Raw genomic sequence first — 24,836 nt, forward strand, 5'->3', positions numbered from 1 at the left:
TCGTGCTTAACCGGCAAGCCGCTCCCAGACCGACAGGTCCTTCGCGCCTCCCAGCATGTCGTTGATTGCGTCGACCATCGGATCGATCTGGTCGTCGTGCATGTGCGTGTCGTCAGCCGTGAACGAGTCGCACTCGGTCAAGAAATCGCTGACCCATGGGGCATCCAGCGGCACACCGACGTTGCCGGCGTCGATTTGGCTGACGACGTCCATGACGCGCGTCAGCTTGTCCTTCACGCGTTCGATGCCCTCGATCGGGATGCCGCCCTCGGCCTGAATGTCCTGAATCAGCCCGGTGCCGCTGGACTTGTCCTCGACCTTCATCTGGCGCAGCACCGGCGCGCCCGGATCGTCGGCGCCGATGGCCGCGTGCTTGTTCCAGAAGTCGATCGCGCGGCGCTTCAGCTCGGGCGCCTTCCACTTCCCGCGCACCAGGTCGATCAGGTACACGCGGTTGTCGTAGCCCAAGCCCCAGCACTCGAACACGCTGTAGTCGTTCCGCTCGGCGGTCTTTTGCGCCGTGTCGGCGAAGATCTTCCGGTACTGCAACTGCGGCAGCGCGCCGTAGCGCAGAAACTTGCCGCTCTGGATGATCCCGCCGCCCAGCGGGGACGGACGCTGCATGTACTGGCCGTTGAAGACGTACGCGTCGGCCTTCTCGGACGCGAGCAGCTCCTGCAGCGGTTCCTTGTACGGCCAGTAGCTGTACCGGCCATCCTCGTCCCGCTCGTCGCGCTCGACGCGGTCGCGGATGTGCGCCGGCAGCTTCGCGACGTACTCGTCCGTGATCAGCGCCGGGATCTCGATGAACTCCCAGTCGCCCGGCAGCTTACGCGCCTTGATGAAGCCCGTCGGGTCTTCCTCGGCGAGCCGCTGCATGATCACGATGATCGGCGTGTCCGGACTCGCCTTTCGGCTCTTCACGGTCGACTGCAGCTTGCGGTTGGCCTTGTCCCGGTTCGTCTTGCTGTACGCGTCTTCGACCTTCAGCGGGTCGTCGATGATGATCGCGCCCTGCCAGCCCTCGGCCATGTGGCCGGCGCGGAAACCCGTGATCTGCCCGCCGAGAGATACCGCGTACACGCCGCCGGCTTTCTTTCCGTCGACGAGCACGTTCCAGCGCTTCTTCGACTTCGCGTCGTCGGCCACCTTGAGCGGCCAGAGCGCCTGGTACTCGTCGGATGCGACGATGTCGCGCGCCGTCTCGCTGTTCAGCAGCGCGAGGTCGTCCGAGTAGCTGATGTGCAGGAATCGCGCACGCGGGTTCAGCGCGAGGCCGCGCGCGATCAGGTTGATCGCGACCAGCTCGGTCTTCGACGAGCCCGGCGGCACGTTGATGACGACGTTCTTCAGCGTGCCGTCGATCACGCGCTGCACCGTGTCGGCGATCAGCACGTGGTGCCAGTTGACGCGGAACTTGATCGCCTGCCGGTGCTTGAAGAAGTACCGGCTGAAGAACAGGTGATCCCGCTCGCATTTCGCCTTCAGGACGGCCCGCTCGATGGCGGGGTCAATACTCGTCTTCGAGTTTGGCGACGGCGGCTGCGACCTGGCTTTCATCGACGACGACCGTCCTGTTCTCGATCGGGCCGCCGTTCTCCCCAGTGTGTTCGAGGCGGCGCCGGTTCGTGTAGGCGTCGCCGGATTCCTTCGCAGCCTGTTCGAGCAGCTGCGCCATCAGCGGCAGGTTGTTGCGTCGCTCCGCTTCCGTGACGGCTCGGTCGAGCGCACGCAGGCGCACCGCGCGGTGCGACACACCGATGCGGGATGTGTCATTGAGGAACTCCGCGCGCGTGCGCTCGAAGATCTCGCGGTACTTCTTGCTGAGCGTCTCGCCCGCCCTCTTCGTCGGGTCGTAGCGCTCGCACTGCTGCGGCGACACCTCGACGCCGAACTCGTCGCGCACGGCCTTGGCGGTGCGCGAGATCGTGTCGAAGCACGCCAGCGACTGCACGATGAACACCTTGATCGCGTCGGGAAGTGCTGCCATAGCGGGAAAACGGTCGGGTTATGCGGCCCGCAGGATGCAGGTTCCGCAAGCACGCGCGATGTCGGCATGGCCGACCTCGGGCGCGCGCTGGGCTGCGGCGACGAGCTTCGCCGTGTCGCTGGCGCCGCCGGCCACGCCGTAGCGCCGGACGATGCCGACGAATTCCTCGACGTCGTGCCCGCGGATACCGAGCTTCGGCATGCCGTCTTTCGTGAAGGCTGGCGCGCCGAACTCGTCGGTACGCTGGCCGATGTGATACAGCTCATGCTCGACGAGCGCGCACCACTGCAGGTCGCTGCATTCGCGCGCGTAGTGCGCGTCGAGTGTGATCAGGAACGTCGGCACGCGGCCGAACCATTCGAGGTACTGCTGTTCCTGCCTGGCGCGCTGCCAGCCGCCGGCGCGAATCGCCACCTCTTCGCACTGGCCGACGACGCGCCGCATCTGGCGCACGTTCTCGACGGCCGCCCAGAGGTAGGCGACGTCAGCGTCAATCAGGTGCTCGTGATCAGGGTTGTGCAGCGGCGCGCCGTCGCGCAAGAGCGTCTCGTTCACCCACTCGGCAACGCCGTCGGCCGGCGCGATGCGCTGAATCCAGTTCGAGTCGTCGAAGAGGATGTCCGGCGGCGCAGGCCGCGGCGCACGCGTCACCGGAGCGACTTCTGTTCGCTTCGAACGAGGCACGTTTATCGCGGACTCAGGTGGGGCAAGCGGTCGGCGTAGAATCGTCGTGCCGGAATCCACCGGCTCACGCTACGGGGTTAATGCTATGTCACGTGCTGACGCAAAGAATCGAGCAGTAGAACTCGTGAAGGCTGTTCTCGAAACGGGGATTTTCAGCCCCGTAGCACCGCCCGCTTGGCTGAATGATCCAGAGAAGCACGGGGATGCGCTCGGCAAGCTGATTGCCGCAGCGGTCAAGACGGCAACGAACGAGCTCGAGAACCTGTAACAAAGAGGCCCGCTGGTTCCGGCTCAGCGGGCACCTATCACGGGAGACCACCGAGATGGATCGCGAATATAGATTCAAGTACCACACGAAGCGCTGGGGACACTCGGAAACGCTTCGCCTTCGCAAAATCGACACCGGCTGGCACGTTCAGCATCTCGCCATCAACGGAGATTCGGACAAGGAAGGCAATCCATTTCTCTACGCCAATTTCGACCAAGACTACGTGAAGTACCCGACCGGGCTCGGCGGCTTCTTCGAGTTCATCTGGGGCGAACTCGACAGTGGGAACATTGACGAAGACCGCGCGCAGCAGCTTTTCGACGAACTCGGTGAGTGGGTAGCAACCTGCGAAATGAGCCAACCCGTGTGGCGTGGGTGGAACGCATAGCAAACAAAAAGCCCGCTGGCTTTCGCTCAGCGGGCTCAACATGTCTGGTGCCAGCAGGGCGGCGGAAACCCGTCTGCACCTTTCGGCGCGCTGGCTGATCGCCTCGCCACGTCTTCCCCGCCGGCGCAGCTAAGGCCGAGTCGAGTATAGCGCGGCACACCACAATGAAAAAGCCCACTGGCTTGTCGGCTCAGCGGGCTTCGGTCGCAACTCTGCAATCTGGCGAAAATTTACACCCCATCCGCCACATTTGCAAGGGGTATTTTCGCTGTACCCCTTACGCCTCAACGGACTCCGCAATCGTCACGTTGTTTCGCTCGAACAGCGGCGTCAGCCGCTTCACAGCCTGGTGCTCCAGCTCGACGAGGCGCTTCCGGATGATCTGCGCGTTCCGCTCGAGAGTGCGCACCGTGACGTGCGTCTCCTCGGAAATTTCCCGATACGACAACCCGTCCTGCCGCAGCCGCGCCTGCGAATGGCCGGCGATCAGCGCCATGATTGCCTTGCCGTTCGTCACGGTGAGCGACGGCCGCAGGTACGTCCGCATCTCAACGAGCGCCCGCTTCCACTCGACCGACGGCGGGATTCCCGGGTCTGCCGCGCGCGTGGCGCTCGCCGGCCGCGCCGGCATCCCGCAGGCGTATCGCAGCCACACCGCGTTGCGTTCCGGCTTCAGCAGGTGATCGCGCACCGCACCGACAACCATCGCGCACTGGGCCCGGATTTCGTCACCGCTCAGGCCGTCGAAGTTGATCGTGCCCGACGAGCTGCCGTACAGATATTCGAGAAACTCAGCCTGCCGGTCAGTGAGACGGCCGACCGATTCGAGGATCTGGATCAGCGCCAGGCGGAACTGCTGCTTCTGCCGCGGCGGCAGCGACGTCACCAGGAAGCTGACGTGCAGCGCCTGCTGCGTGTTCTCGAAGATGGCGATCACCGGCCACCCCGCGTCATCGTCGCCAGCGCCTGGCGCGTGTTGAGCTCGGCCATGTAGCCCGACAGGTTGCTCGTGAAGTCGGGCCGGATGCGCGTGTCGACGTGCGTGCCCGGTGAGCGGCTCGTGCCCGCCAGCGAGTACATGCGGCCGCGGGCCGCCGAATGGCAGTCGAGCCGCGCGAGCGCGACGTCGAGCGACAGCAGCTGGCGCACCGACGAAACGGGATGCTTCGTGCGGCGGGCAAGGTCGTGCGCCGAGTACCGGACGCCGGGCTTCATCGCGCCGATCAGCCCGTTGATGGTGAGTTTGCTTTTTGCTTTCAAGGCCCGCTCCTTATGCTGACTTCAAATTCAACTCGATCGCCTCGATCCGCACGCCCGGCGTGCGCGCGTAGCGCTTCGACACCCAGAGGTCGACGACCTGGCCATCGTCGACGTACACCACCCCGTTCATGCCGTCCTTCAACGCCTTGACAACGTTGTCGGCGTCCGGCTTCTTCGTCGCGCCGATGGCGCCGGCGGCCGCCTCGCCCTGGCGCTTCATCGACCAGCTCGCCGGGATCGGCAGGCCGATGTGCACGATCAGACGGATCGGGCCGGCGTACGGCTCGGTGCTGCGCATCGCCGCGCGGGCGGCCATCTTCACGAGGTTCTCGTAACGCTCCGTCTTCTCGGGCGTGTAGGTCGTGACGTGCGCGCCGCGGCGTGCGAACTTCGGGCGCCCCTTCGCGACCGGCGCGCCGGGAACGACGAACTCGACGCGCTGCATGATCGGCGAGGTCGTGATGAGGGATTGCTGGGTCATTGCTTTCCCCTAGCCGCACGCTCACCGGTCACCATGTCGAACGGGAGCCGAATGGTGGTAGCGAATTGCTGAGCGGCCAAGCGGACGACCTCGTACGGAGAGAGGCGCGCGGCGCGCACTCGCAGGAGAGCCCGGCGCACGATACGGCGTTGATGTGCGTTCATGCCCGCACCTCGCTCGCGGGCCGCACCGCCGTCTCGGCCGGCTTGTGCGCATCGCAGCAGTAGCGATGGCCGCCGGCCTGCTTCATCGCTTTCGTGATCCGCTTCATGCCGTCACCTCGTCTTCGATGTCGTCGGTCATCGGCACACCGCTGATCGGGCGTAGCTCGGCATCAAGCGCGCCGAGCGTGCGCGACGTGCTGACTTGCTGCGTGCCCGAAATCCAGCCCTTCAGCGGGACTGTCGACTCGATCACCCAGACCCATCCGCCGTCGCCTTCGAAACCATCGTTCGTCACCTTGACGACATGGCCCACGTTTTCCGGAAAGTCGGAGGCGGTCATGTACGCCAGATCGCCGGGTTTGCAGTTCATCGCCCTTCCCCCATCAAAGCGCCGGCCGCGACCGGGCCAGCAGTGTTGCGAAACGCGCGGTTGTGGTCGTCCCACCACGGGCCGTCGCCCGCGGCATCGAACACGCGCAGCTTGAAATCGAACGGAGGCTCGTCGCGGCCCTGCTCGACACCGAGCGCGAGTCCGTGCTCGACGATGCCGGTCCACGAGCGCCACCAGTCGCCGACGGTGCGCGTCCCCGTTGCGGGTTTCGCGGCGCGCGCGGCGAGCATGTCGCCGAGGATCAGCTCGAGCAGGCCGAGGTTCAGCGGCTGCTCGGAGCGCTCGCGCTCACGGCGTTTGCGGCCCGTCGCGATGGCCGAACGCAGGTCATCCGCCGTCACGCCGCGCCCGGGCCAGCTCGCCAACCGCGCGTCATCGGCGGCGAAGCCGACGCCCGACGAGCGAAGGATTTCGACGAAAGCGGCGGCGGCGATCGGCACGTCATCGCGCGCTACTGCCTGTGCTGTGCCGCCGCCGCTTGGGTTTACATCTTGGTTATTGGTTGTTGGTTCTTGGTTAGTTTTAGAACCGGTTATGTCTGGGGGGCAGCTAGCATCCGGATGGGAACCCGGAGAAAACCCAGTGGGTTTTTCTTGGGTTCCGGATGGGTTAGGTTTGGTACCCGACCCGCTACCTGTTCGCTTCTTCGGCCGGCCGCCTTTCTTCCCGTTCTCTTGGGCAGTTTCTGCGCGCGAACGGTACGCCGCGATCTCGATTTCGCAACGATCGTGCACATACCCGGCGTCGGTCTGGGTGAACTTGAAGCGCAGCAGATTGGCAACCGCGCGACGCTCCTCCTCGGAGCTGACGCCGACGGCATAACACACTGCGTCGAGATCGAGCGGGAGTGGCTTCTCGGTGTCGTAGTAGACGTCGATCAGGTCGCGATAAATCCAGCGCTCGACACGGGTCATGTTGACCGTGCCGGACCGGAAATCGCCGATGTGATGGGGGTAGTAGTTCATGGCGCCCCCCGTTCAGAGAGCGCCGGCCACGCGTGTGTTACTTGTGCCGCTTGGCGAGCGCAATCAGCGCTTCGGCAACTTACTCCGCGCATTCGAGCGGAAACACGACCTCTTCGCGCACGACCTGTTGCGAATCGACGTCCATCGAATTGACGATGATCTCGACCTTCCCATCGCTCGTGGGCGCAACCATGATCTCCGGTCGCGCTTCGATCAGCAGCTCGAGCGGTAGTGGTTGATCCTTGTTTTCCGACATATCTGCGTCCTTGCTCCGCCATAAAGAGGAGCCGGGCACGCGTCACCTGGCAGAAGGTAATGACGCACCGGTGCGCACCGGTCGCCCGACGAAAAAATCGATGATACGGCATCGAAACGCCCTCAATGCGAAAGCGGTAGGTGAGAGGATTCGGGAGGTCGTTCACACGTATTCCTCTTCCGAAAACAACCGCGGCTGCACCGCGCCGTTCGCATACACGACGTCGAGGATGACGTCACCGGTCGGCTCGTCACCCTCCCATCCTTGCGGCCAGGTCTGTGCTGCGATCAGCTCGCGGATACGAGCCTCTTCCTCTGCGTCGATCAGGTCGATCATCGGTCGGCCCGTAGCATGCGCAACGCGGTTGCATTCGTTTTGGATTGAAAGGATTCGGTCGAGCGCCATCAGCCGCGCCTCGAACGTGAGCGGGCCCAAGCGCTGCGGGTTCTTCGCAACGCCGCCGCCCTTCAGCTTCTCGAGTCCCGGCTTCCGCAGGCGATGGTGCGGCTCACGCAGCTCACGCCACAACGGCTTGATGCCGCGCAACGGAGCGAGATAGGACCACTGGGAACTACGAAGCACCGTCTCCAGCGCCTTCTCTTCCTGTGCCAATGGGCAGCCGATGCAGCCCGTGCGTGCGTTCAGCTCTTCAGCTTCGTCGCCGCCGTATGCATCCGCGATCGCGCGCGTCGACCAGTCGCCGAAATCGGCTTCTGGCGCCCAATGCTTGAGCCATTCCCAGACGTGGCAGACTCGCCAGTGCAACAGCGGCGCGAGCGTCGCAATGCGACCGCGCAGGCCGCGCGCGTTCGGCAGCACCTGCTGATACCAGCCTTGGCCGCACTCGGCGCCATCCTTGCCGCAGCTCATTTCGATGCGACGATCGCGTATCGCGCTTTCGCCCTGACGCACACCGGTGATCATCAGGATCCCGCCATCGACGCCATCGAGGCGGCGGCGTAACGCTTCTTCCATCGGATCGATCTTGATCTGCCGCGTGCACCAGCGCAGTGTGTTGTTGTTGGGTGGCGGAACGCCGCGGCCGAGGATGTAAACCATGAACCGCTTGTCGAGCGGCGCGCGCACGACTTCGACCTGGATGCGACGGTCGCGAAGCTCGTCCATGATCCTCAACGCTGAGATCGCGAGCGGCGGAAGCTCTTGCCGGGTGTCCGCATAGAAGACCGTCAAGGTCTTCGGCGCGGCGATCCTGCCGGTGTCGATCAGCCAGCAGATGATCGTGAGCGTCGCGGTGCTATCCTTCCCGCCAGACCAGGCAATCCCCCAGTGGTCATGCTCGGGCCCGTAGGCCTGCATCGACTGGATCGTGAGCTCGATGGACTCGGTCATCTGCAGGCGCTGTGCACCGGCGGCGAGAAAGTCGAGTTGTTGGCCGCTCATGCACCCTCCCGCGCGATATGCGGCAGCGGCTCGGCAGCCGACTCGATCGCGACCTGGACGCGCTCGAGCTGCTGACGGAGCCGCCTGATCTCGGGTTCGGCACTGAGCCGGCGCGCGGCTTCTCTGCATGCCATGGCGATCCGCGCTGCGCTCGCGCTCTCAGGCAGCCCAAGCGCACGTGCCAGCTCGACACGCGCGCCGTCAACCTGCGCCGCGTCGCGTTTCGCATCCTCCTTCGCACGATCGAGGATCAGTCGCCGCTCGCTTTCGGCTTCCTCCGCGAGCCCCTGCAGTCGGTCGGTGGCCAGCTTCAGGCGGCGCTCGGCATGCAACCGATCGCGCATCGCATCCGCGACGATGTCGCCGAGCCGCTTGCGGAGCGTCTTCTCGATCGACCATTCGCTATGAAGGCCGACCCGCAGTTGCTCAAGGTTCGTGTTTGCGAGCCGCCCCATGCCGTCGATGATCAGCTTGATCCACGCGTCGCGCGGCAGGTTCTCCATGTTCTTCAGCGTCGGCCCCTTCAGCGAGCGCCAGCCGTCCGGCCCGCGCACGATCAGGCCGCAGCCGGCGGGGATGTCCTCTTTCTTCAGCAGCCCGGCCGGCGCAGCGAAGATCACGCCGGCGGCGAAGCGCAGGTAGGAGGTCCACTTCCCCGCCGTCACGTCACGCCGGAAGTCGGCGACGCTGATCTTGCATTCGTAGGCGACCGGCTGGAACCGCGCGAACGAGCATGGCACCGTGTAGACGTCGGGCCGCGGCGAGCCGGCCGGCCCGAGTTGCATGTCGGTCCACACGAGGCGATCGGACGCGCCGCGAAGATGCGCGGCGAGATCCTTGGCGAGGTCATCGTGCGCCCACGTCATGCGACCTCCAACTGCAGTTCGAGCTGAGCGGCGCCGAAGCGCGCTGCCAACCATGCGTCGTAGGAACCGAGGCGCGTCACGTCGCGGCGGTCGACACCCGTCTCGGCCACGAATTCCCGAACCCGCGTGCTGTTCCAACAGATGAAGCCCGCCATGCGGCCACCGGGAAACGCGACACGGTCGGCCTCGCACACTTGCTCGGGCGTCATTCCGCGCGATTGCGCGTATGCGAGAAATCGAGGATTCCAACTGGTCGGCGTGCTCATGCGGCGTCCCGATACGGTTCAGCCGACGTCGAGCAGATGCCCTGCTCCCAGTCGTAGACGTTGTACGCCCGCGGGCAGTCATTCGCCGCCGCCCAGCCGCCCCCCCACTGCCGCGAGAAGCACGCGAGCGGGCCGCGCAGCGGGTTCTCGTGAAATGGGATGCCTGCGCGCGCGGCGCGCCAGCCTGCGCGGAACGCCGCGCGCTCGAACAGATGGATCAGCACGTGCTGCCCTCCTTCTCGTTGTCGATCGGCGCCGCCTCGGGCCGCACGCGCTCGAGCATCCAGAGCTGGTCCGGACGGAACGCGAGATAGTCCTGCGGGGGATCGCGGAAGATGAAAAGGTGCTTTTCCTCGACGAGGCCGAGGTAGGTCATGGGCCGTCCGAGCTTGCGGACGAAGTCCTTGCCGATGTCGCGCCGGCTGATCGTGACCGTCATGCCGCCACCTGCCGCTGGCCGAATGCCTGCTGGACGAACTCGCCGATCGCCTGCTGGCTGAGCCGGCGGTATTCCTCGATCGCCTTGCGCTCCTGGATGGCGAGCCACTGCCGCGGATAGTCGCAACCGCTGAACATGCAGAACAGGTGCAGTTTCGTCGCGGGAAATGGACGGCGACCGGCGATCAGATCGCCGAGATGCGGATAGTGGATCTTCGATTTCTTCGCGAGCGTCTTTCGATCGAAGCGCGTGACGCCAATCTCGAGTGCCTTCGCCAGGCACTCCTCGAACGTCATCGCCTCGATCTCGCTCTCGGGAAGCGTGGCGGCCGGCGTCCACAGCGCAAACATCCTGATTTCTGGCTGGTTCATATGAAAAATCAATCGTTACCCAGTTGATTACCCACTTGCTTACCCAGTTGGGCCGAGCTCGAAATAAAGGCCAGGTCCACACCTGGCCAACATTGGAGAAGACAGCCCTGCCGCGATGAACGCATCGGCTACGCCACAAAAATCTGGGCAGACCGAACGTCGTTCATCCCAGGGACACCCCCCTTCACGCGCTCTCGTTCACAGACGCACACCGCTCCGCATGCAGGGCCATCACGCGACTCGCGATCGCAAACGAAACACGCGAGCCGCGGGCTCCCCTGAGAAGCGCGGAGATGAGGGATTGCGAGCACGGAATAAGACCGGCCAGCTGGGATTGGGTGAGCCCCGAACCAAGGAGATCGGAGACGGCTTTTTGGATGTCCATGACCCAGTATCACATTTGTGTTTGCTTGGGTCAACACAAATCGAATGGGTCGTTCTATTACGATTGTGATATGTACACGCTAGCCGACAGACTGAAATGGGCGAGAGCCCGAGCCGGCCTATCCCAAGAGGAATTGGGCGCCAAGGCCGGCGTTTCCCAGTCGACGATTGGGAATCTGGAAGCAGGAACGCGCAACAGCGCGCGCCGCCTCCCTCAAATTGCCGACACGCTCGGCGTGAGCGCACTATGGCTCGCAGAGGGGAAAGGCAAACCGACATCGGAGGCCGATACCGCGGAAAGCTACGATTCCGCGCTGGTCACCGCGAGCGCAGGCGCGAAGGCGCTGATTGATGCGATCCTCAAGGCAGACAAGGCTGGTGAGCCGGCACAGACGTTCGCGCTGATGCTTCGGATGCTTCCGAATCCGGACGAGCCATTTCGCCTGGAAGACCCGTCCCGCTGATAGGCGTCAAATTCCAGTCGTTCAGCAATGCACGCCGGCGCAGAGTAACGTCCCCCGTTACAGCGCCGCGCGCCCATACCCCCGGCCCCTGCAGGACTACGAGCCAGTCATGCTGCCCGTCCCAGCACCGCTCAATCACCCGCACCAGTAGCCCAATCCGATCGGACACCCCGCATTTCGTTACGATCGCCAAATCCCCCGGCTTGCATCGCAGACGCACCTTCACTTCTTGTTTCATCAGTCGCCCTCGTCTCTCTGCATCGAACACTGTATGAATGTACAGTAGTTTAGTACCAGATCCGGGCGACTTTCAACTGGTGTCAGCAACTGCTTAATGGACGGGCGTCTGCCGGACCGTTACCGCCCTCTGTTACAAACTTTTCCCGCCAAAATCACATTTGTGTTGACTGTGATAAATCACGTATGTGATTATTCGTTCAACGCGACACCGACGTCGCGCCACCGCCCAGGCGGACCGCTCTATAACAATCGAAGGTAAGCCGGGACCGCACACGCGGAGCAACCGGCCGGCGCGATCTGCGTCGTGAGTCAGGACGGACGCTGCGGAAGACCGCGGCGGTATGCAATACCCGAGTGAACTTGACACAAGACAGCCAGCAACACGTGACCGATGGCGTCGTAATCGGCACAAACCTCGCGCGGCCCGGAGCCGGCACGGCCGGGAGTAGTCGGGCGCGCGAGTGATGCAGTTCTGACCGGTGGCGGTTCTTCTTCTGAGGCGTCACCAGTGAGAGCTGCGCATGCAGCGTTGCAATTCAAGACTGCAATTTGATTAGTAATCCTACTTTCCACGGAGCGCGCTATGCACACTCCTCGATCTCATCATCACAACATACGCACCCTGCCCGTGCGGGTCGACCGACACGCCGACCAGCTGCAGGCGGCGGCCGACGACGCCGCGCTGGAGCGCGACGAGCGCAACGAAGCGATCGCCGACGCCGTCACGTTCGACGTACTGCCGTTTTCGACCGAGCAGATCGCTGTGCTCGATGCCGCGCTGCGTCGCGGCCGAATCGAGGACGTGTACGAGGTCTGGAATGTCTGCAAGGCAGCCCTCGACGCGGAAATCGCGCAGCGCATCGCCGACGCTGATCTCGCCGCCGCCGCGCCGCGTTTCGCCAACGTCTACTGCTCGGGATGTGGCCAGAAGTTCGCCGCGGGCAACGCCGGGTTTTCCCGCTGCACCGACCACATGAGACGTCGCGCGTTCGACGACTGACCGACCGCTCCCGCTACGGCGGGCAATCTGACCACAAGGCCGAAACCTGCCCGCCGCAGAGCATCGCGGCGAGGTCGCAGCGTGTGGCGCTGCCTGACGATGGCCGTCAGTACCGCGAAGAGGATCGAAATGGACAATACGAAGCATGGCGGCCCGGCGTTTCCGATTGCCGATGCACAGTCGGTGCATCGCATCGGCACAGCCGCGATTGAAGGAATCACTGATTCGGCCGAACGCGACCGCCTCTATACCGAAGCGACCGCGCACGCTTGCGCCGGCATGACGCTTCGCGACTACTTCGCGGCGAGGGCGATGCGGCCACTGACGCTGTCGATGAAGAGCGCCCGCGATGAAGAAATGCGCGGCATGGCACGTGAGGCATACGCGATCGCCGACGCCATGCTCCGCGCGCGAGGTGCAGCGTGAGAGACCGCGACGGACTGTACCTGTCGGACGAGCGCTACATCGCCGCGCTGAAGCGCTTTCGTCAGCGCATCGTTGATGGCCGCGAGTATGCGGCGCACGACGATGATGAGCCCGGCTTCAAATCAAGCGGCTGCACGTGGGGACTCTGCAGCGAAGAACCCGGCGATTGGGAAAAGCCGATCGACATGCTGTTTCCAGAGACGAAGGATCGCAACACCCCGAAGTATCTCGAGGATCGGCATCTCTGCCCGCTGGACATGCGAACCCCGTCTCAGGAGCTCATGAACGGCTGCTTCCATACATGTCGCGCATTCCAGCGCAAGACCTGGCGCAAGCCGCTCGATCGCGAGGCGGTCATCAAGCTCTACGACCAAAGGCTACGTGAAGCCGACACCATTCTCGCCGCGCGAGGTGCCTGACATGCACGAGATCAAGCACACGCTCGGCCAAGCATGGCTGCAGCGCGCGAAGGAACTGGCGCAGGAGCGGGCCGATTCGAGCTTCGCGTACGGCGAATTGCCGTCTGACGCGGGCGAAACCGAATCGGCCGACGCTTATGCGCGCTCGCTCGCGGCCGATCGGTCGCTCGACGCGCACCTTCAACCGATGGCACACCTGATCGACGCGCTGCACCTGGTCGCGTCGAAGACCGTGTTGACGTCTGGCATCCGCGCCGTCGTCGACGACGCGCTGGCGAAGGCGGGTTTCCGCGCGCCGATGCCCGTGTCCGATCCCGTTCGCCACATCACCATCGCCGGAGTCGACCGATGAGCACCCTCAAAACCCCTGCCCAATGCGGCGACCTCGCCGAGAAACTGATCGCCGACTACGTGCGCAACTGCGGCGCATACGGAAATCCCGACGCGCTCGCGAACGTGATGGAAATGCTGATCAGCAAGGCCGCGCTCGGGATTGCCATGGTCGGCAGCGAGGCGATCGCGCATCAGATCCTCAACCGGACGAAGCACAACGTCGCAACCTTCGCCGAGCGGAACCTACGGAGGAATCACTGATGCGAGTTTCCCTCAACAGCCTGTCGCCTGTATCGCGCAATTACAAACGATCAGCTGTATCGCGTCTGCGCTATGTGATCGAAGGCTCGGTATGGGCAATTGCGTACGGCGTCGCGATCGGCGCGCTCTGGTTCGGCGCCGATCTGGCCGGCCCGTACCTGCGGAGCCTCGGATGACGCCCTTCGATCTCCTCGGCGCACTGCTCGACCGGGTATTCGAATGGAATCCCGTAGCCGGTTACCTTGTCGCGCTCGCGATAGCCGCCGCGTGCACGTTCGTGCTCGCCCGGCTCAACGCAGACGGCACCGCCATTACCGCCCTCGTCACGAGACCCTCATGAGCCGCTTCACCGATCACGCCGACCTCTTCGAGCGGCGGCACCCGCGCGCCGCGCGCGTCCTCGCCGTCGCGATCCTCGTCGCGGTCGCTCTTCTTGCTGTCGCCATCGACGGCATCGCCAAGCACTTCGGCATTCTGTAACGCCGCCGAGCCGCACCGCCTCGCATCCTGCGGGACGCTGTCTCCGCCCACCCCGTCGAATCCAGTGCCACCGCGCCGCGAGTTTGCGCGCCGCCGACGCACGCCCCGATCCCTCTATCAGGAGCAACCGAGATGAAAACCATCGACACCCTGCCGGTCGAATCGTCGCAGATCCACAGCATCGGCTACGACGCTGAATCCGAAACGCTTGCGGTCCGGTTCAAGGATCGCAAGACCGGCGCGCGGACGTCGCTGTATCACTACGCCGACTTCACGCAGGCCAACTTCGACGCGCTCAAGACGGCCGACTCGATCGGCTCGCACTTCTACAAGCACATCAAGCCGTTCCCCGAGCGCTTCCCGTACGTGTGCATCGAGAAGATGCCTGCACCAGAGGCGGACATCGACGCCGAAGCCGCAGGTGCGGCATGACTCCCTCGATCTATACCGTGCGCGCGTCGAGCTGGGGCGGCCTGTTCGATTGCGCGTACCGCTGGGAAGGCATTCACCTCCTGAAGATGCGCAACGTCGTGGGGCTACGCGCCGCGCTCGGTACCGCGATACACGCCGGCACGGCCGTATTCGACCAGGCGCGCCTCGATGGCTCCGGTCTGACAGTCGACGATGCGGCCGGTGCCTTCGTCGACAAGCTGCGCGACCCGGAGAACGAATTCGACCCGGCGCGCGACGACCTGAGCCTGACGGAAGCCGAGCGCATCGGGCTCTCGCTCACCACGAAGTACTGCCTCGAGGTCTCGCCGCGCTACGACTTCATCGCGGTCGAAATGGAGACGAAGCCGCTCGACATCGACTGCGGCGGCGGCATCACGATTCGCCTGACCGGCACCATGGACCGGGCGCGCGTGCGCCGTACCGCACTCGGCCCCGGCATCGCCGACCTGAAAAGCGGCTCAGCCGCGGTGCAGAAAGGCGTGGCGGTGACGAAGGGACACGGCCCGCAAATTGGCACCTACGAGATGCTCTACGAGCACACGGCTGGCGAGCTGATCACCGACACGGCCGAGATCATCGGCCTGAAGACCAAGGGCACGCCCGAGGTAGCCACCGCGCCCGTGAAGAACGCCAAGCGCGTGATGATCGGCACCGAGGACGAACCCGGTCTCATCGAATTCGCGGCCGACATGTTCCGCACCGGCCGCTTCTACCCCAACCCGAAATCGCTGCTCTGCGACGCGAAGTACTGCCCGCGGCACGGCGTCTGCAAATTCCACGAATAACGAGGCACCCATGAATGCACCCGCACAACTGAGCGAAGTGAAGGCAGCCGGCGGCGTACCGGCGCTGATGCCGGACCAGGCCGTCGACATGTTCACCGAGCGCGGCTTTGTCCTGGCCAACCGGATCGCCAAGGCGTACGCCAGCAGCGATGCCGTTCCGGCGCAGTTCCGGTCGCACAACCTGAAGAAGGCGAACGGTGAGGAAATCTGGGTCGAGAACCCTTCTGCGATCGGCAACTGCCTTGTCGCGATCGAGGTCGCGCGCGCCGTCCGCATGTCGATCACCGCCGTGATGCAGAACGCCGACATGATCGAGGGCAAGCTGCGGTGGTCCGGCAAGTTCGTGATCGCAGCGATCAACGCGTCGGGGCGATTCACGCCGCTGCGCTTTCAGATGATCAGCCGCGGCAAGATCACGGCCAAGTACAAGGAAAAGACCGGCTGGAATCAGCAAGCTCGAAAGCCGATCTTCGAAGAGCGCGAGGTCGAGGTCGATGACATCGAGTGCATTGCGTGGGCACTTCCGAGGGGCACACCGGAACCGCGCCTCGCTCCCGACCAGGTGCGCCAGTACGCGGGCCGCATGCTCGACCTGTACCGGGACATTGGCATGCCTGTGATCGAATCGGCGCCGGTCAGCATGCGAATGGTCGTCGAGGAAGGTTGGTACGGGAAGGCTGGATCGAAGTGGCAGACCGGGCTGCGCACGTTGATGTTCCAGTACCGCGCCGGCAGCTTCTTCGGGAACATCCACGCGCCCGACATCGTCATGGGCATGGGCCGCACGTCCGAGGAAGAGGCCGACATCGTGGACGTCTACCCCGACGGCTCGTTCACCGTGCAGACCACGACACTCGACACCCTGCGATCGGGCCCGACACAGCCCGCCGAAGAGGTGCGCCGCACCACCGTGGCGGCGCCGACCGCGCCGACAGACGAGCAATCTCCCGATGGCGACGGCGCAGACCAGATCGGAGCACGGACAGCGGACGAGGAGGAGCCGGGCGACGCTGACCACGCACCGCAAGGCGGTTTCGATTTCGATGCCGCCGGCCTCGTGCGCGGTATCCGCGAAGACATCGAGTCCGCCAAGACGCCCGAGGACCTCGACCTCGCGCGCAGCGCGATCGCCGGTGTGCCGGACGAAACCGCCAAGGCCGAACTGAACGCCCTCGCCTCGGCGCGCATGCGCGCTATCACCGCCGCAACTGAGCAGGCGGCCGCCGGCAAGGCAACCGCCCAGACGACTGCGCCGGCCGGCCGCCGGCCGCGAGGCCCGATCAACGCCGACTAACCCGCCACTACCGCCGCCAAGGATTTCGACATGACCGACAAAAACGTACTCCAGATGACCGCCGAATCGATCGGAAAAGACCTGCTCTCCGCGCTTGTCACCGAGATCAAGCTCCTGCCGGACCTGTGGGTCAAGCTGTCCGAGAAAAAGCAGAACGACGTCATCGATCGGCTGAAGGCGCGCGTCGAGCACAACGTGAAGATGGCGACGCATCTGATCGCGAGCGATGGCCGGATCGTCGTCCAGGGCGACCTCGACCAGATCACGATCAAGGACGGCGTCAAGGCGGTCGTGAAATTCGGCGGTTCGCAACCGAACCTGCACGAGCTGTACGAGGCGAGCGGAAAAGCCGTCCTGGTCGTCGTCGCAAACCCCGACGAGCACACCGGCGGCATGGACGAGATCCGCGGCGAATCGGATCAGCGCGGTTTGGACCTCGGCCGCGAGTACACCGATCAGGACGGCGACGGCATGGACGGACAGCGCCCGAACGGCAACGACGTCGTCGACGCCGAATTCCGCGAAGTGCCGAAGCTCGGCGACGGCCCGACGCAAGCGCAACTCGACGAACAGCATCAGGCCGGCCGGCAGGCCGCCGCCGAGGGCAAACCCGAAAGCGAATGCCCCGTGATGGCTGGCGAGCTGTGCATCGCATGGGTGAAAGGCTGGAAGGAGTGGCACGAGGAACAAGCCGCCTCCGGCAACGAGGACCCGCTGTACGCCCAAGTCGAAGCATTCGTGATCGAGCAGCAGAAAGTGACGATTTCGAGCGTGCAGCGCCAGTTCAAGATCGGCTACAACCGCGCCGCGCGGCTGGTCGAGCTCCTCGAAGCGAAGGGCATCGTCAGTGCGATGGATTCGGACGGCGGCCGCACGGTGCTGCGGCCGCGCGGACGGCAGGAGGAGGAATCGTGAAAATCACCGACATCTACGTGGCGAACGTGCTCGGGATCCGCACGGCTGACATCCGGCTCGCGAAGCCCGTCGCCCTCTTCACCGGCCCGAACGGCGCCGGCAAGAGCAGCCTGCAGGAAGCCGTGCGCATGGCGCTCACTGGCGACACCGTGCGCGTCGCGCTGAAGAAGGAATACGGCTCGCTCGTTACCGAGGGGGCCGACGGCGGCCAGATCGTGGTCGCATGCGGAGAGCAGGCGAACAGCGTCATGCTGCCGTCCGGCAAGCTCAAGCGCGAACTCGCCGAGGATCCGCGCCTGCCGCTGGTCCTCGACGCGCAGCGGTTCGCACACCTCGGCGCGGCCGAGCGCCGCGCGTTCCTGTACGACCTGATGGGTGTGAAGATCGGCGTCGACGAAATGCGGGCCCGGCTGCTCGATAAGCTTGGGTTCCGCGCCGATGCGGTGCCGGCGCCGGCCGCCGCGCGGCTCGCGGCCATCACGCCGATGTTACGTGCCGGCTTCGAAGCTGCGCAGAAGGAAGCCGCCGATCGCGCGCGCGGCGCGAAGCAGTCGTGGCGCACCGCGACCGGCGAGACGTACGGCAGCCAGAAGGCCGCCACCTGGCGCCCGGCGGCGGTCGAGTTCGACGAGTCAGCATTGCGGAAGCTCACGGGCGACCGCGCGGCGCTCGACGACCGGATCGGCGAACTGCAGCAGCAGATCGGCGCAGCCGACGCGGCCGACACCGCGGCCCGTGCGCGCGCGTCGAAAATCGCCGACCTGCGCACGCGCGCCGCCGGCTACGCGAAGGCGGTCGAGCTCGCGCAGCTCGCCGACGAGCAGGTCGCTGATTTCCTGCCCAAGGTCGAAGCGCTTCGTGTGCTCGCCGGAGCGGCGCCGGCCGGAACAGAATGTTCGTGCCCGGAATGCGGCGCGCTCCTGCGCTACCTCAACGGCGTGCTGTCGGCGGCGGCCGCATCCGGCGCGCGCGACGCTGACGCGGCCGCAAAGCTGCCCGAGTATGAGCAGGGGTTGAAGACGCTGCAAAACGCCGCCGCGAACCGCAAACGCGACCTCGAAGCGGCCGACGCGGCCGCGACGCAGCTGCGCGCACTCGAAGACGATGCGGAGGAAAGTGGCGCGGCCGCCGCACGCGAGAGCGGCGACGCCGCTCGCTCGGAACTGGCCGACCTCCAGCGCCGCCGAAAGCAGCTCGACACCGACATCGCGACGCTTCGCGAAATCGAGCGGCGCGCCGCCAGCGCTGCCGATCTGGCGAAGCAGGCCGCCGCGCTGCACGAAGACGTCGCCGCGTACGAGGCGATCGCCGACGCGCTCGCGCCAAACGGCATCCCGGCCGACCTGCTCAGCGAAGCGCTCACGCCGATGAACGAGCGCCTCGTCGCGCTCGCCGAGATGTCCGAATGGGCCGACGTGACGATCACGCCGGAGATGGAGATCTTCGCCGACGGCCGCGCCTACGCCCTGCTGTCCGAATCCGAGCGCTGGCGCGTCGACGCACACATCGCCGCGGCGATCAGCCACTTCTCGGGCCTCAAGCTGCTCGTGCTCGATCGCGCCGACGTTCTGGTTGGCCCGGAGCGCGACCGGCTGCTCTACTGGCTCGACGATCTCGCGTACACCGACCAGATCGACACGGCGCTCGTGTTCATGAGCCTGAAAACGCCGCCCGGCGGCCTGCCCGAAGCCATCGAAGCATTCTGGGTCGAGGATGGTCAGGTCGCGCCGGCCGCGCAGCATGCAATCAGGGAGGCAGCGTGAGAGAGGACATCGAGAAGTATCTCGCCGCGACATCGGAAGCCACGGCGAAGGCCGTGGCGACAGGAACCGGGCTCCCGCATCTCGACGTGACGAAAGAGCTGAACCGGATGCTCGGCGAGGCGATCGTCGAGCGCGAGAAGCGGGCCGGCGGCGGCAACGAGTACGTGTACTGGCTCGCGCGCGTAGCGCAGTCAGCCACGCCGGCCGGCGACACGCCGCCGTCCGATGCCGCTCCGGCGCTGGTTTCGGTCGGCCTAGTCGAGAAGTCGCTGGATCCGAACGCCCGCGTCATCGACGTCGCACAGATCATCGAAGGCCTGCGCGCCGACGTCGAGCGCCTCACCGCCGAGCGCGACGCCGCGCAGCAACGAGCCGACACCTGGCGCGCGAACGCCGCGGCACTCGAAGCGCGCATCGACGAGCTGACGCTCGGGCCGGTTGGCGCGAGCGCACCGCTGTTCGTGACGGTCGGCAGGTATTGCAAGCCGAAGCGCCACACGTCGCTCGAGAAAGCCCAGCGGCGCGGCAGCGCACTTGTGCGCAGCGAGAAGGAATCCGAGGTGCTCGTGCTCGAGCCGGTCGGCCGGATCGTGCGCGGAACGCAGTGGATGCCGCGACACCGCAGTATCGCAAGCGCATGAGACATCCCTCGCAACATATCAAGCAATGTCAATTAGAGAATGTCCGGCGCGGGCTCGAAACCATGCTTTGCTCGCTCAGCGTCCAGCCACGACTTGATGCGGTTCAGTGCGTCGTCAGTTGACTGCATGCGCGCCTTCGCACGAGTCCGGTCATTCGGATGAAGGTAAGTAGACCCACTGCTGGAATTGAACTCCCGAATCGCCTGTGCCGAATATGTAGCAAGACGTTGAAGTTCGAGGATATCGCTTAGAAGCTCCGACGGCATGGACCGACCATAGAGAAACTTCAATGAGTTTTGAGCATCACTGACACGCTCCAAACTGAACGCAAAGATTCTCCCATTTTGGAAATCATTTATGTACGTGTTCGCAACAAAAATTGCAGCCATCGTGTCCTTCGCAAAAACATACGCTAACTCGCCCTCTGAAAGGCGAGCTTTGTCGGAGTTTTCGCGAACGTGTGCAAGTTGCTGTTGTCCCTGGTAATGTGCGACCAAAAATGCACCAAGAATTGCCAATATTGATCCAACAGCCTGCACCCAGGACGCCCACTCGCTTGAGTTCCCCGGCAATCGCCCGAGAAAGCATGCGAACGTCAATCCAAGAACAAAGCCGGCAATTCCAATCGCTGTACCGTGGGCGGTCCCGCCATTAAATAGATCTTTAACTTTCATTGCACCACCGCTTCTTTGGCATCGATTCCCATAACGATCGCTTCGTAGCTTCGCTCAGGCTACCTTAACGTTCGTGTCTCAGTCCCTTGGAAAGCCAGCTTCAATAATTTGACGTGCCTCTTGCTCCCCGTGCCGGATTGCATCAGCAAGCCGAAGCGTGCCTCGAATCGCAGCAACATACCGAATAAACGAATTCACGAGCTCCCCAGAACTGGTTCTGCGAATCGCAACATCCACACGAAATCGTAATCCCTCATCCCGCGAGTCGTCTGGACTGGCAGTTGCCGTGACCGTGTATTCGCCTTCAACAGAATCTCTTTGCATTTTAGTGCCCCGATTTTTGTGGTGCTTGATCGTAGCACGCCCACGCCAACCCCAAGCCGCGCAAATTCCGGTGCCTCGGACGCGTGGCTTTTTTATGGGCGGCCAGCACGGCGCCCGTTTTTTTGAATTATTCCGACATCTATGAACGTCCAGCGCGTATACAACAGCTTCGGATTCTGCTGCGGCCTTGGCGGCGGCGCCAAGGGCTTCACCAAAGCGACTTCCCACGTCGGAAACATGACCGCGACGTGGCGCTGCATCGGCGGCATCGACAACGATCCGGCGGCCGCGCGCGACTTCGAGATGCTGGTCGGCACGCCGTGCACGGTCATGGATCTGATGACGCGCGAGCAGTACACGGCGTATCACGAAACGGAACCGCCACCCGGGTGGCGCGAGGCAACGCCCACGGATGTACAGCGGGCTGCCGGCTACGAGCACCCACATTGTGTGTTCATCTCATCGCCGTGCAAGGGCGCGTCGGGTCTGCTCCCGGAGAGCAAAGCCCGGACGCCGAAGTACCAGGCGCTCAACGAACTGACGCTGCGCTGCGTGTGGCTGATGTGCGAAGCGTGGAAGGACGACCCGGTCGAGCTGATCGTGTTCGAGAACGTGCCGCGGCTCGCGACGCGCGGGCGGCACCTGCTCGATCAGATCGGCCAGATCCTGCGGCACTACGGCTATGCGGTGAACGAAACGACGCACGATTGTGGCGTGATCGCCGGCCTCGCGCAGAGCCGCAAGCGATTCCTGCTCGTCGCGCGGCACATGGAAAAGGTGCCGGCGTGCTTGTACGAGCCGCCGGTCAAGCGCCTGCAGGGCGTCGGCACGCTGCTCGGCCGCATGCCGCTGCCGGGCGACGTCGAGACCGCCGGCCCGATGCACCGAGTGCCATCGCTGCAGTGGAAAACGTGGGTGCGTCTCGCATTCGTCGAAGCAGGCAGCGACTGGCGCAGCCTGAACAAGCTCGCGGTCGAAAACGGCCACCTGCGCGACTACCTGATCGTGCCGGACATGCACAACGGGGTGCTCGGCGTGAACCGCTGGGAGGAACCGTGCGGCGTCGTGGCCGGCGCAAGCCGCCCGGGCAATGGCACGTTTTCAGTCGCTGACCCTAGGTTCGCCCAGAGCGCGAAGTGGAACGATGGGCATGCATACGGCGTGCTTCCGTGGGATGACCATAGCGGCACGATCGCAGGCCAGCAGACGCCCGGACAGGGCTATTACACCGTGGCTGATCCGCGCACAGGCGTGAAGCACAACAACTGCTTCCGCATTGTGCCCTTCGATCAGCCGGCCGGCGTTGTCACGGGCGGCACCGGGCCAAGTGCAGGCGGTCAGGGCGTCGCCGACCCGCGGCCGCCGGCCGGCCCGCTGTTCAGCAAGTACAAGGTGACCGAATGGGGCGGCCACGCCGGCACGGTCATCGGCGGCGATGACCAGGGCGCGTACGTGGTCGCCGATCCGCGCGCGAGCACCGGTTTCAAAGGTGCCGGCAAGTACCGCGTGACCGGCTTCGACGAACCGGCGGGCACGGTCATCGCGCGCAGCGACAGCGGTCAAGGCGCGTTCGCCGTGGCTGACCCGCGCCCGGGCATGCGCCGCGAGCGCGGCGACGCGTACCTGACCGGCGGCCACTACGGCGTGGTCGGCTGGGATCAGCACAGCGGCGCGGTGTCAGCAGCCGCCGGCCACGACAACGGGCGCTGGTCCGTCGCCGATCCGCGCATGCCCGCGGCGAACGAGAAGACCGTCGCCGTGATCCGGGCGCTCGACGGCACGTGGCACCGGCCATTCACGACGCTCGAGCTGGCGGTACTCCAGTCGCTCGTCGAGCCGGAGGAATACATCGAGCTCGACGGACTGTCCGACCAAGCGTGGCGCGAACGCATCGGCAATGCCGTACCGCCCGACGCCGCGCAGGCGATCGCCGAGGCGATGGGCACCACGCTGCTGCTCGCCGAATCCGGCGAGACGTTCCAGCTTTCGTCGACACCGGTCTGGGTGCGCCCGATCGCGATCGCGCTGACTGTCGCGCCGCAGACCTTCTAAGACGGAGGCACCTGATGCCATGCACCCCGTTTCGCCTTCCCGGCGGTATGTCCGGAATCATTTGCACGCGAGGTCGTAAACGCGAGCGCCGCTGCTCGGTCGACGGTTGCGACGCGCCGGGCGATTTCCTCTGCGATTTCCAGACGAAGCCGGGCAAAACATGCGATCGCCACCTGTGCGCGGCGCATGCGCATCAGGTCGGCGCCGATACCCACTTCTGCCCTACGCACCTCGCGGAGTCGAGCGGCAAAAAACAGGGCGACCTATTCGCATGACCATCGAGGCTCACACCATGCCCACCAACACCTACGGCGGCTATACCGTCGACCAGTTGCGCGAGTTCATCCGCCACCACTACGACGCGGAGCGTGGCGGCGACAGCATCGACGAACTCACGAACGACAGTTCGGCGAGCGTCAAGATCGTGCGCGATCTGCTCGACGCCATCGAGCCGCAGCAGGACGGCGATCTGCTGCGTCCGATTGCCCGCTGGGTCTACAACGCGGTGCGCGTGAATCTGAACCTGTTGCATGGAATCTGCAGCGAATTCGGATGCCAGCAGGGCGAAGACGTCGCAACGTGGCTGCGCGCGCGGCTGGCTGGTGTGCCGACGCCGTGCATGTGCAGCGGCGTAGGCCCGTGCGAGCAGCGCACGGACGGTTCCTGCCGGCGGGAACCCGCGGCCGTCCCCTCGCAGGCGGCGTCACCGGTGGCGCGCATCAGCGCCGTTGGCGGCATCAATGGCATCGCCTGGCGCCATCGCGACATCGCCAAACTGGCTCCGGGAACGATGCTTTACGCTGGCCCGCAGCCTTCCGCGCAGGTACCGTTCCAGCAGCGCGTGCAGCCGTGGATGCTGGCGTGCTTCGGCGCCGAGATCTCAGCGGACAAGCTCGAGCGCAATCACCGCTTCTTCGAGGAGGCCGGCGAGCTCGTACAGGCGTGCGGCATGACGCGCGAGGAAGCGCACATGCTGGTCGATTACACCTGGTCGCGGCCCGTCGGCGAGGCGACGCAGGAAGTCGGCGGCGTCATGGTCACGCTCGCCGCGCTGTGCGTGGCGAACGAACTCGACATGCACGCGGCCGGCGAGACTGAACTCGCCCGTGTCTGGACGATGGTCGAACAGATCCGCGCGAAGCAGGCGGCGAAGCCTAAGAACTCGCCGCTACCCGGCCCTTCGGAGCCGCGCGCACCGTATGCGTGGAGCGACACGGGCGCGCCTGAATCTGGAGACGAAAGATGATCCCCCGCAACGGAAAAGGCCCCGCTCCCGAACAGGCGAGCGAGGCGGCGCAACAGCGGACGGGAATGGACAGTACCCTTATGGAGGTTGTCCCGACCGCCGAGTGCATTGTCGACACGCGCGCCCGCGGCAGCAATGGGACGAGTTCGAAAGTGAGCCGTGACGTCGCTTCGATCGCTATCGAAATCGACTATGCAGCCGACGACAGCTGCCAGATCCAGTGTTGGACGCGTGGACACCATGATCGCGCGGCGTTCCTGAAGGCATGTGAAGCGGCACTCTCGGATTGGGACGGGCGTGTCGCGTACCTCGACGGAAAACCGGTGAAGCACCTGCATTGGCGCACTGTACGCCCCGACGCCGAAACTGCCGCGCTCGGGGTCGTCGACTGCCTGCACGTCGAATCGAAGCCGGGCCGCGGCGCGTACGCGGTGACCCTGCTCGATGAATGGCTTCCCCTCTTCACGCCCGTGGCGGCGACCGAGTAAGGAT

Annotated in this window: 36 protein-coding genes; 20 read left to right on the plus strand and 16 right to left on the minus strand. The window is 64.9% G+C overall.

Features of this window, described 5'->3' with window-relative positions; all coding sequences use genetic code 11:
* Positions 1-6: 6 nt before the first annotated feature.
* From terL to C5F75_RS10800, 3 genes are read right to left on the minus strand one after another with little or no spacing between them, the layout of a single operon-like run.
* Complete coding sequence (gene terL / locus C5F75_RS10790; protein WP_104012197.1) at positions 7-1,560, minus strand: phage terminase large subunit; 1,554 nt, start codon at positions 1,558-1,560, stop codon at positions 7-9.
* Entirely contained in the window at positions 1,511-1,990 is a 480-nt protein-coding gene (locus C5F75_RS10795) for a DUF2280 domain-containing protein (RefSeq protein ID WP_104012198.1), read from the minus strand. Before C5F75_RS10795 ends, terL begins: the two co-directional genes overlap by 50 nt.
* Before the next feature lie 18 nt (positions 1,991-2,008).
* Entirely contained in the window at positions 2,009-2,674 is a 666-nt protein-coding gene (locus tag C5F75_RS10800) for a putative metallopeptidase (RefSeq protein WP_104012199.1), read from the minus strand.
* A 124-nt stretch (positions 2,675-2,798) separates the two neighbouring features.
* On the opposite strand from C5F75_RS10800, the gene C5F75_RS36705 reads away from it, so the two are divergent.
* Positions 2,799-2,942, plus strand: coding sequence for a hypothetical protein (locus C5F75_RS36705; RefSeq protein ID WP_181035398.1), 144 nt, complete (start codon positions 2,799-2,801; stop codon positions 2,940-2,942).
* Positions 2,943-2,997: 55 nt separating this feature from the next.
* Entirely contained in the window at positions 2,998-3,330 is a 333-nt protein-coding gene (locus C5F75_RS10805; RefSeq protein WP_104012200.1) for a hypothetical protein, read from the plus strand.
* 277 nt (positions 3,331-3,607) lie between these two features.
* Here C5F75_RS10805 and C5F75_RS10810 read toward each other — a convergent pair whose 3' ends face one another.
* The 12 genes from C5F75_RS10810 to C5F75_RS10860 form a co-directional block, all read right to left on the minus strand.
* Positions 3,608-4,267: a MalT transcriptional regulator family protein gene (locus C5F75_RS10810; RefSeq protein ID WP_104012201.1), complete on the minus strand. Its 660-nt coding sequence runs from the start codon at positions 4,265-4,267 to the stop codon at positions 3,608-3,610.
* Positions 4,264-4,590, minus strand: a complete 327-nt coding sequence (locus C5F75_RS10815) for a hypothetical protein (RefSeq protein WP_104012202.1) — start codon at positions 4,588-4,590, stop codon at positions 4,264-4,266. The genes C5F75_RS10810 and C5F75_RS10815 overlap by 4 nt, the downstream gene beginning before the upstream one ends.
* A gap of 10 nt (positions 4,591-4,600) precedes the next feature.
* Positions 4,601-5,071: a RusA family crossover junction endodeoxyribonuclease gene (locus tag C5F75_RS10820; RefSeq protein WP_104012203.1), complete on the minus strand. Its 471-nt coding sequence runs from the start codon at positions 5,069-5,071 to the stop codon at positions 4,601-4,603.
* Positions 5,072-5,338: 267 nt separating this feature from the next.
* Positions 5,339-5,605, minus strand: a complete 267-nt coding sequence (locus tag C5F75_RS10825) for a hypothetical protein (RefSeq protein ID WP_104012204.1) — start codon at positions 5,603-5,605, stop codon at positions 5,339-5,341.
* A complete protein-coding gene (locus C5F75_RS10830) occupies positions 5,602-6,591 on the minus strand; it encodes a YdaU family protein (RefSeq protein WP_104012205.1) in 990 nt (329 codons plus the stop codon). The genes C5F75_RS10825 and C5F75_RS10830 overlap by 4 nt, the downstream gene beginning before the upstream one ends.
* 79 nt (positions 6,592-6,670) lie before the next feature.
* Entirely contained in the window at positions 6,671-6,847 is a 177-nt protein-coding gene (locus C5F75_RS36710; protein WP_181035400.1) for a hypothetical protein, read from the minus strand.
* Between the two features lie 162 nt (positions 6,848-7,009).
* Entirely contained in the window at positions 7,010-8,248 is a 1,239-nt protein-coding gene (locus C5F75_RS10835) for a phosphoadenosine phosphosulfate reductase domain-containing protein (RefSeq protein WP_104012206.1), read from the minus strand.
* Positions 8,245-9,114: a hypothetical protein gene (locus C5F75_RS10840; protein ID WP_104012207.1), complete on the minus strand. Its 870-nt coding sequence runs from the start codon at positions 9,112-9,114 to the stop codon at positions 8,245-8,247. The genes C5F75_RS10835 and C5F75_RS10840 overlap by 4 nt, the downstream gene beginning before the upstream one ends.
* Positions 9,111-9,380 (minus strand): hypothetical protein, encoded by a 270-nt coding sequence (locus tag C5F75_RS10845; protein ID WP_104012208.1) that lies wholly within the window; start codon positions 9,378-9,380, stop codon positions 9,111-9,113. Before C5F75_RS10845 ends, C5F75_RS10840 begins: the two co-directional genes overlap by 4 nt.
* Positions 9,377-9,604 (minus strand): hypothetical protein, encoded by a 228-nt coding sequence (locus C5F75_RS36715; RefSeq protein ID WP_104012209.1) that lies wholly within the window; start codon positions 9,602-9,604, stop codon positions 9,377-9,379. The genes C5F75_RS10845 and C5F75_RS36715 overlap by 4 nt, the downstream gene beginning before the upstream one ends.
* The gene (locus C5F75_RS10855; protein WP_104012210.1) at positions 9,598-9,819 is read right to left on the minus strand and encodes a hypothetical protein; all 222 of its coding nucleotides are present in this window, start codon (positions 9,817-9,819) and stop codon (positions 9,598-9,600) included. The genes C5F75_RS36715 and C5F75_RS10855 overlap by 7 nt, the downstream gene beginning before the upstream one ends.
* A complete protein-coding gene (locus tag C5F75_RS10860) occupies positions 9,816-10,190 on the minus strand; it encodes a hypothetical protein (RefSeq protein WP_059584259.1) in 375 nt (124 codons plus the stop codon). The genes C5F75_RS10855 and C5F75_RS10860 overlap by 4 nt, the downstream gene beginning before the upstream one ends.
* 377 nt (positions 10,191-10,567) lie before the next feature.
* Between C5F75_RS10860 and C5F75_RS10870 the strand changes: the two genes are divergently transcribed.
* The 15 genes from C5F75_RS10870 to C5F75_RS10925 all read left to right on the plus strand — a co-directional run bounded on the left by C5F75_RS10870 (position 10,568) and on the right by C5F75_RS10925 (position 20,048).
* Positions 10,568-11,038 carry a helix-turn-helix domain-containing protein gene (locus tag C5F75_RS10870; RefSeq protein WP_258048553.1) on the plus strand — a complete coding sequence of 157 codons (471 nt, stop codon included), beginning with the start codon at positions 10,568-10,570 and terminating at the stop codon, positions 11,036-11,038.
* Positions 11,039-11,906: 868 nt separating this feature from the next.
* Positions 11,907-12,278 carry a hypothetical protein gene (locus C5F75_RS10875; RefSeq protein ID WP_258048554.1) on the plus strand — a complete coding sequence of 124 codons (372 nt, stop codon included), beginning with the start codon at positions 11,907-11,909 and terminating at the stop codon, positions 12,276-12,278.
* Between the two features lie 129 nt (positions 12,279-12,407).
* Positions 12,408-12,704, plus strand: a complete 297-nt coding sequence (locus tag C5F75_RS10880; protein ID WP_104012255.1) for a hypothetical protein — start codon at positions 12,408-12,410, stop codon at positions 12,702-12,704.
* Positions 12,701-13,123: a hypothetical protein gene (locus tag C5F75_RS10885; RefSeq protein ID WP_104012213.1), complete on the plus strand. Its 423-nt coding sequence runs from the start codon at positions 12,701-12,703 to the stop codon at positions 13,121-13,123. Before C5F75_RS10880 ends, C5F75_RS10885 begins: the two co-directional genes overlap by 4 nt.
* A 1-nt stretch (position 13,124) precedes the next feature.
* A complete protein-coding gene (locus tag C5F75_RS10890) occupies positions 13,125-13,475 on the plus strand; it encodes a hypothetical protein (RefSeq protein ID WP_104012214.1) in 351 nt (116 codons plus the stop codon).
* Positions 13,472-13,717, plus strand: coding sequence for a hypothetical protein (locus C5F75_RS10895; RefSeq protein WP_104012215.1), 246 nt, complete (start codon positions 13,472-13,474; stop codon positions 13,715-13,717). The genes C5F75_RS10890 and C5F75_RS10895 overlap by 4 nt, the downstream gene beginning before the upstream one ends.
* Entirely contained in the window at positions 13,717-13,893 is a 177-nt protein-coding gene (locus C5F75_RS36720; protein WP_181035402.1) for a hypothetical protein, read from the plus strand. Before C5F75_RS10895 ends, C5F75_RS36720 begins: the two co-directional genes overlap by 1 nt.
* Positions 13,890-14,057 (plus strand): hypothetical protein, encoded by a 168-nt coding sequence (locus tag C5F75_RS36725; RefSeq protein ID WP_181035403.1) that lies wholly within the window; start codon positions 13,890-13,892, stop codon positions 14,055-14,057. Before C5F75_RS36720 ends, C5F75_RS36725 begins: the two co-directional genes overlap by 4 nt.
* Positions 14,054-14,197, plus strand: a complete 144-nt coding sequence (locus C5F75_RS36730; RefSeq protein WP_181035405.1) for a hypothetical protein — start codon at positions 14,054-14,056, stop codon at positions 14,195-14,197. The genes C5F75_RS36725 and C5F75_RS36730 overlap by 4 nt, the downstream gene beginning before the upstream one ends.
* A 132-nt stretch (positions 14,198-14,329) precedes the next feature.
* Complete coding sequence (locus tag C5F75_RS10900; protein ID WP_104012216.1) at positions 14,330-14,629, plus strand: KTSC domain-containing protein; 300 nt, start codon at positions 14,330-14,332, stop codon at positions 14,627-14,629.
* Positions 14,626-15,435, plus strand: a complete 810-nt coding sequence (locus tag C5F75_RS10905; protein ID WP_104012217.1) for a RecB family exonuclease — start codon at positions 14,626-14,628, stop codon at positions 15,433-15,435. The genes C5F75_RS10900 and C5F75_RS10905 overlap by 4 nt, the downstream gene beginning before the upstream one ends.
* A gap of 10 nt (positions 15,436-15,445) precedes the next feature.
* A complete protein-coding gene (locus tag C5F75_RS10910; protein WP_258048555.1) occupies positions 15,446-16,729 on the plus strand; it encodes a hypothetical protein in 1,284 nt (427 codons plus the stop codon).
* A gap of 30 nt (positions 16,730-16,759) precedes the next feature.
* On the plus strand, positions 16,760-17,644 hold the full coding sequence (locus tag C5F75_RS10915; protein ID WP_104012218.1) for a DNA translocase FtsK: 885 nt from the start codon (positions 16,760-16,762) through the stop codon (positions 17,642-17,644).
* Positions 17,641-19,407, plus strand: a complete 1,767-nt coding sequence (locus C5F75_RS10920; RefSeq protein WP_104012219.1) for an AAA family ATPase — start codon at positions 17,641-17,643, stop codon at positions 19,405-19,407. The genes C5F75_RS10915 and C5F75_RS10920 overlap by 4 nt, the downstream gene beginning before the upstream one ends.
* Entirely contained in the window at positions 19,404-20,048 is a 645-nt protein-coding gene (locus C5F75_RS10925) for a 1-pyrroline-5-carboxylate dehydrogenase (RefSeq protein ID WP_104012220.1), read from the plus strand. The genes C5F75_RS10920 and C5F75_RS10925 overlap by 4 nt, the downstream gene beginning before the upstream one ends.
* A 32-nt stretch (positions 20,049-20,080) precedes the next feature.
* Here the strand turns inward: C5F75_RS10925 and C5F75_RS10930 are convergent, their stop codons facing one another.
* Positions 20,081-20,722, minus strand: a complete 642-nt coding sequence (locus tag C5F75_RS10930) for a hypothetical protein (protein WP_104012221.1) — start codon at positions 20,720-20,722, stop codon at positions 20,081-20,083.
* 465 nt (positions 20,723-21,187) lie between these two features.
* Here C5F75_RS10930 and C5F75_RS10935 point away from each other — a divergent pair, with 465 nt between their 5' ends.
* The 3 genes from C5F75_RS10935 (at position 21,188) to C5F75_RS10950 (ending at position 24,832) form a co-directional block, all read left to right on the plus strand.
* On the plus strand, positions 21,188-23,098 hold the full coding sequence (locus C5F75_RS10935; RefSeq protein WP_104012222.1) for a DNA cytosine methyltransferase: 1,911 nt from the start codon (positions 21,188-21,190) through the stop codon (positions 23,096-23,098).
* Between the two features lie 271 nt (positions 23,099-23,369).
* Positions 23,370-24,344 (plus strand): hypothetical protein, encoded by a 975-nt coding sequence (locus tag C5F75_RS37165; protein WP_258048556.1) that lies wholly within the window; start codon positions 23,370-23,372, stop codon positions 24,342-24,344.
* Positions 24,341-24,832 (plus strand): hypothetical protein, encoded by a 492-nt coding sequence (locus C5F75_RS10950; protein ID WP_146075196.1) that lies wholly within the window; start codon positions 24,341-24,343, stop codon positions 24,830-24,832. Before C5F75_RS37165 ends, C5F75_RS10950 begins: the two co-directional genes overlap by 4 nt.
* The last annotated feature ends 4 nt before the right edge of the window (positions 24,833-24,836 follow it).

The sequence above is a fragment of the Burkholderia anthinoferrum genome, from assembly GCF_002925705.1.
Taxonomy (GTDB): Bacteria; Pseudomonadota; Gammaproteobacteria; order Burkholderiales; family Burkholderiaceae; genus Burkholderia; species Burkholderia semiarida.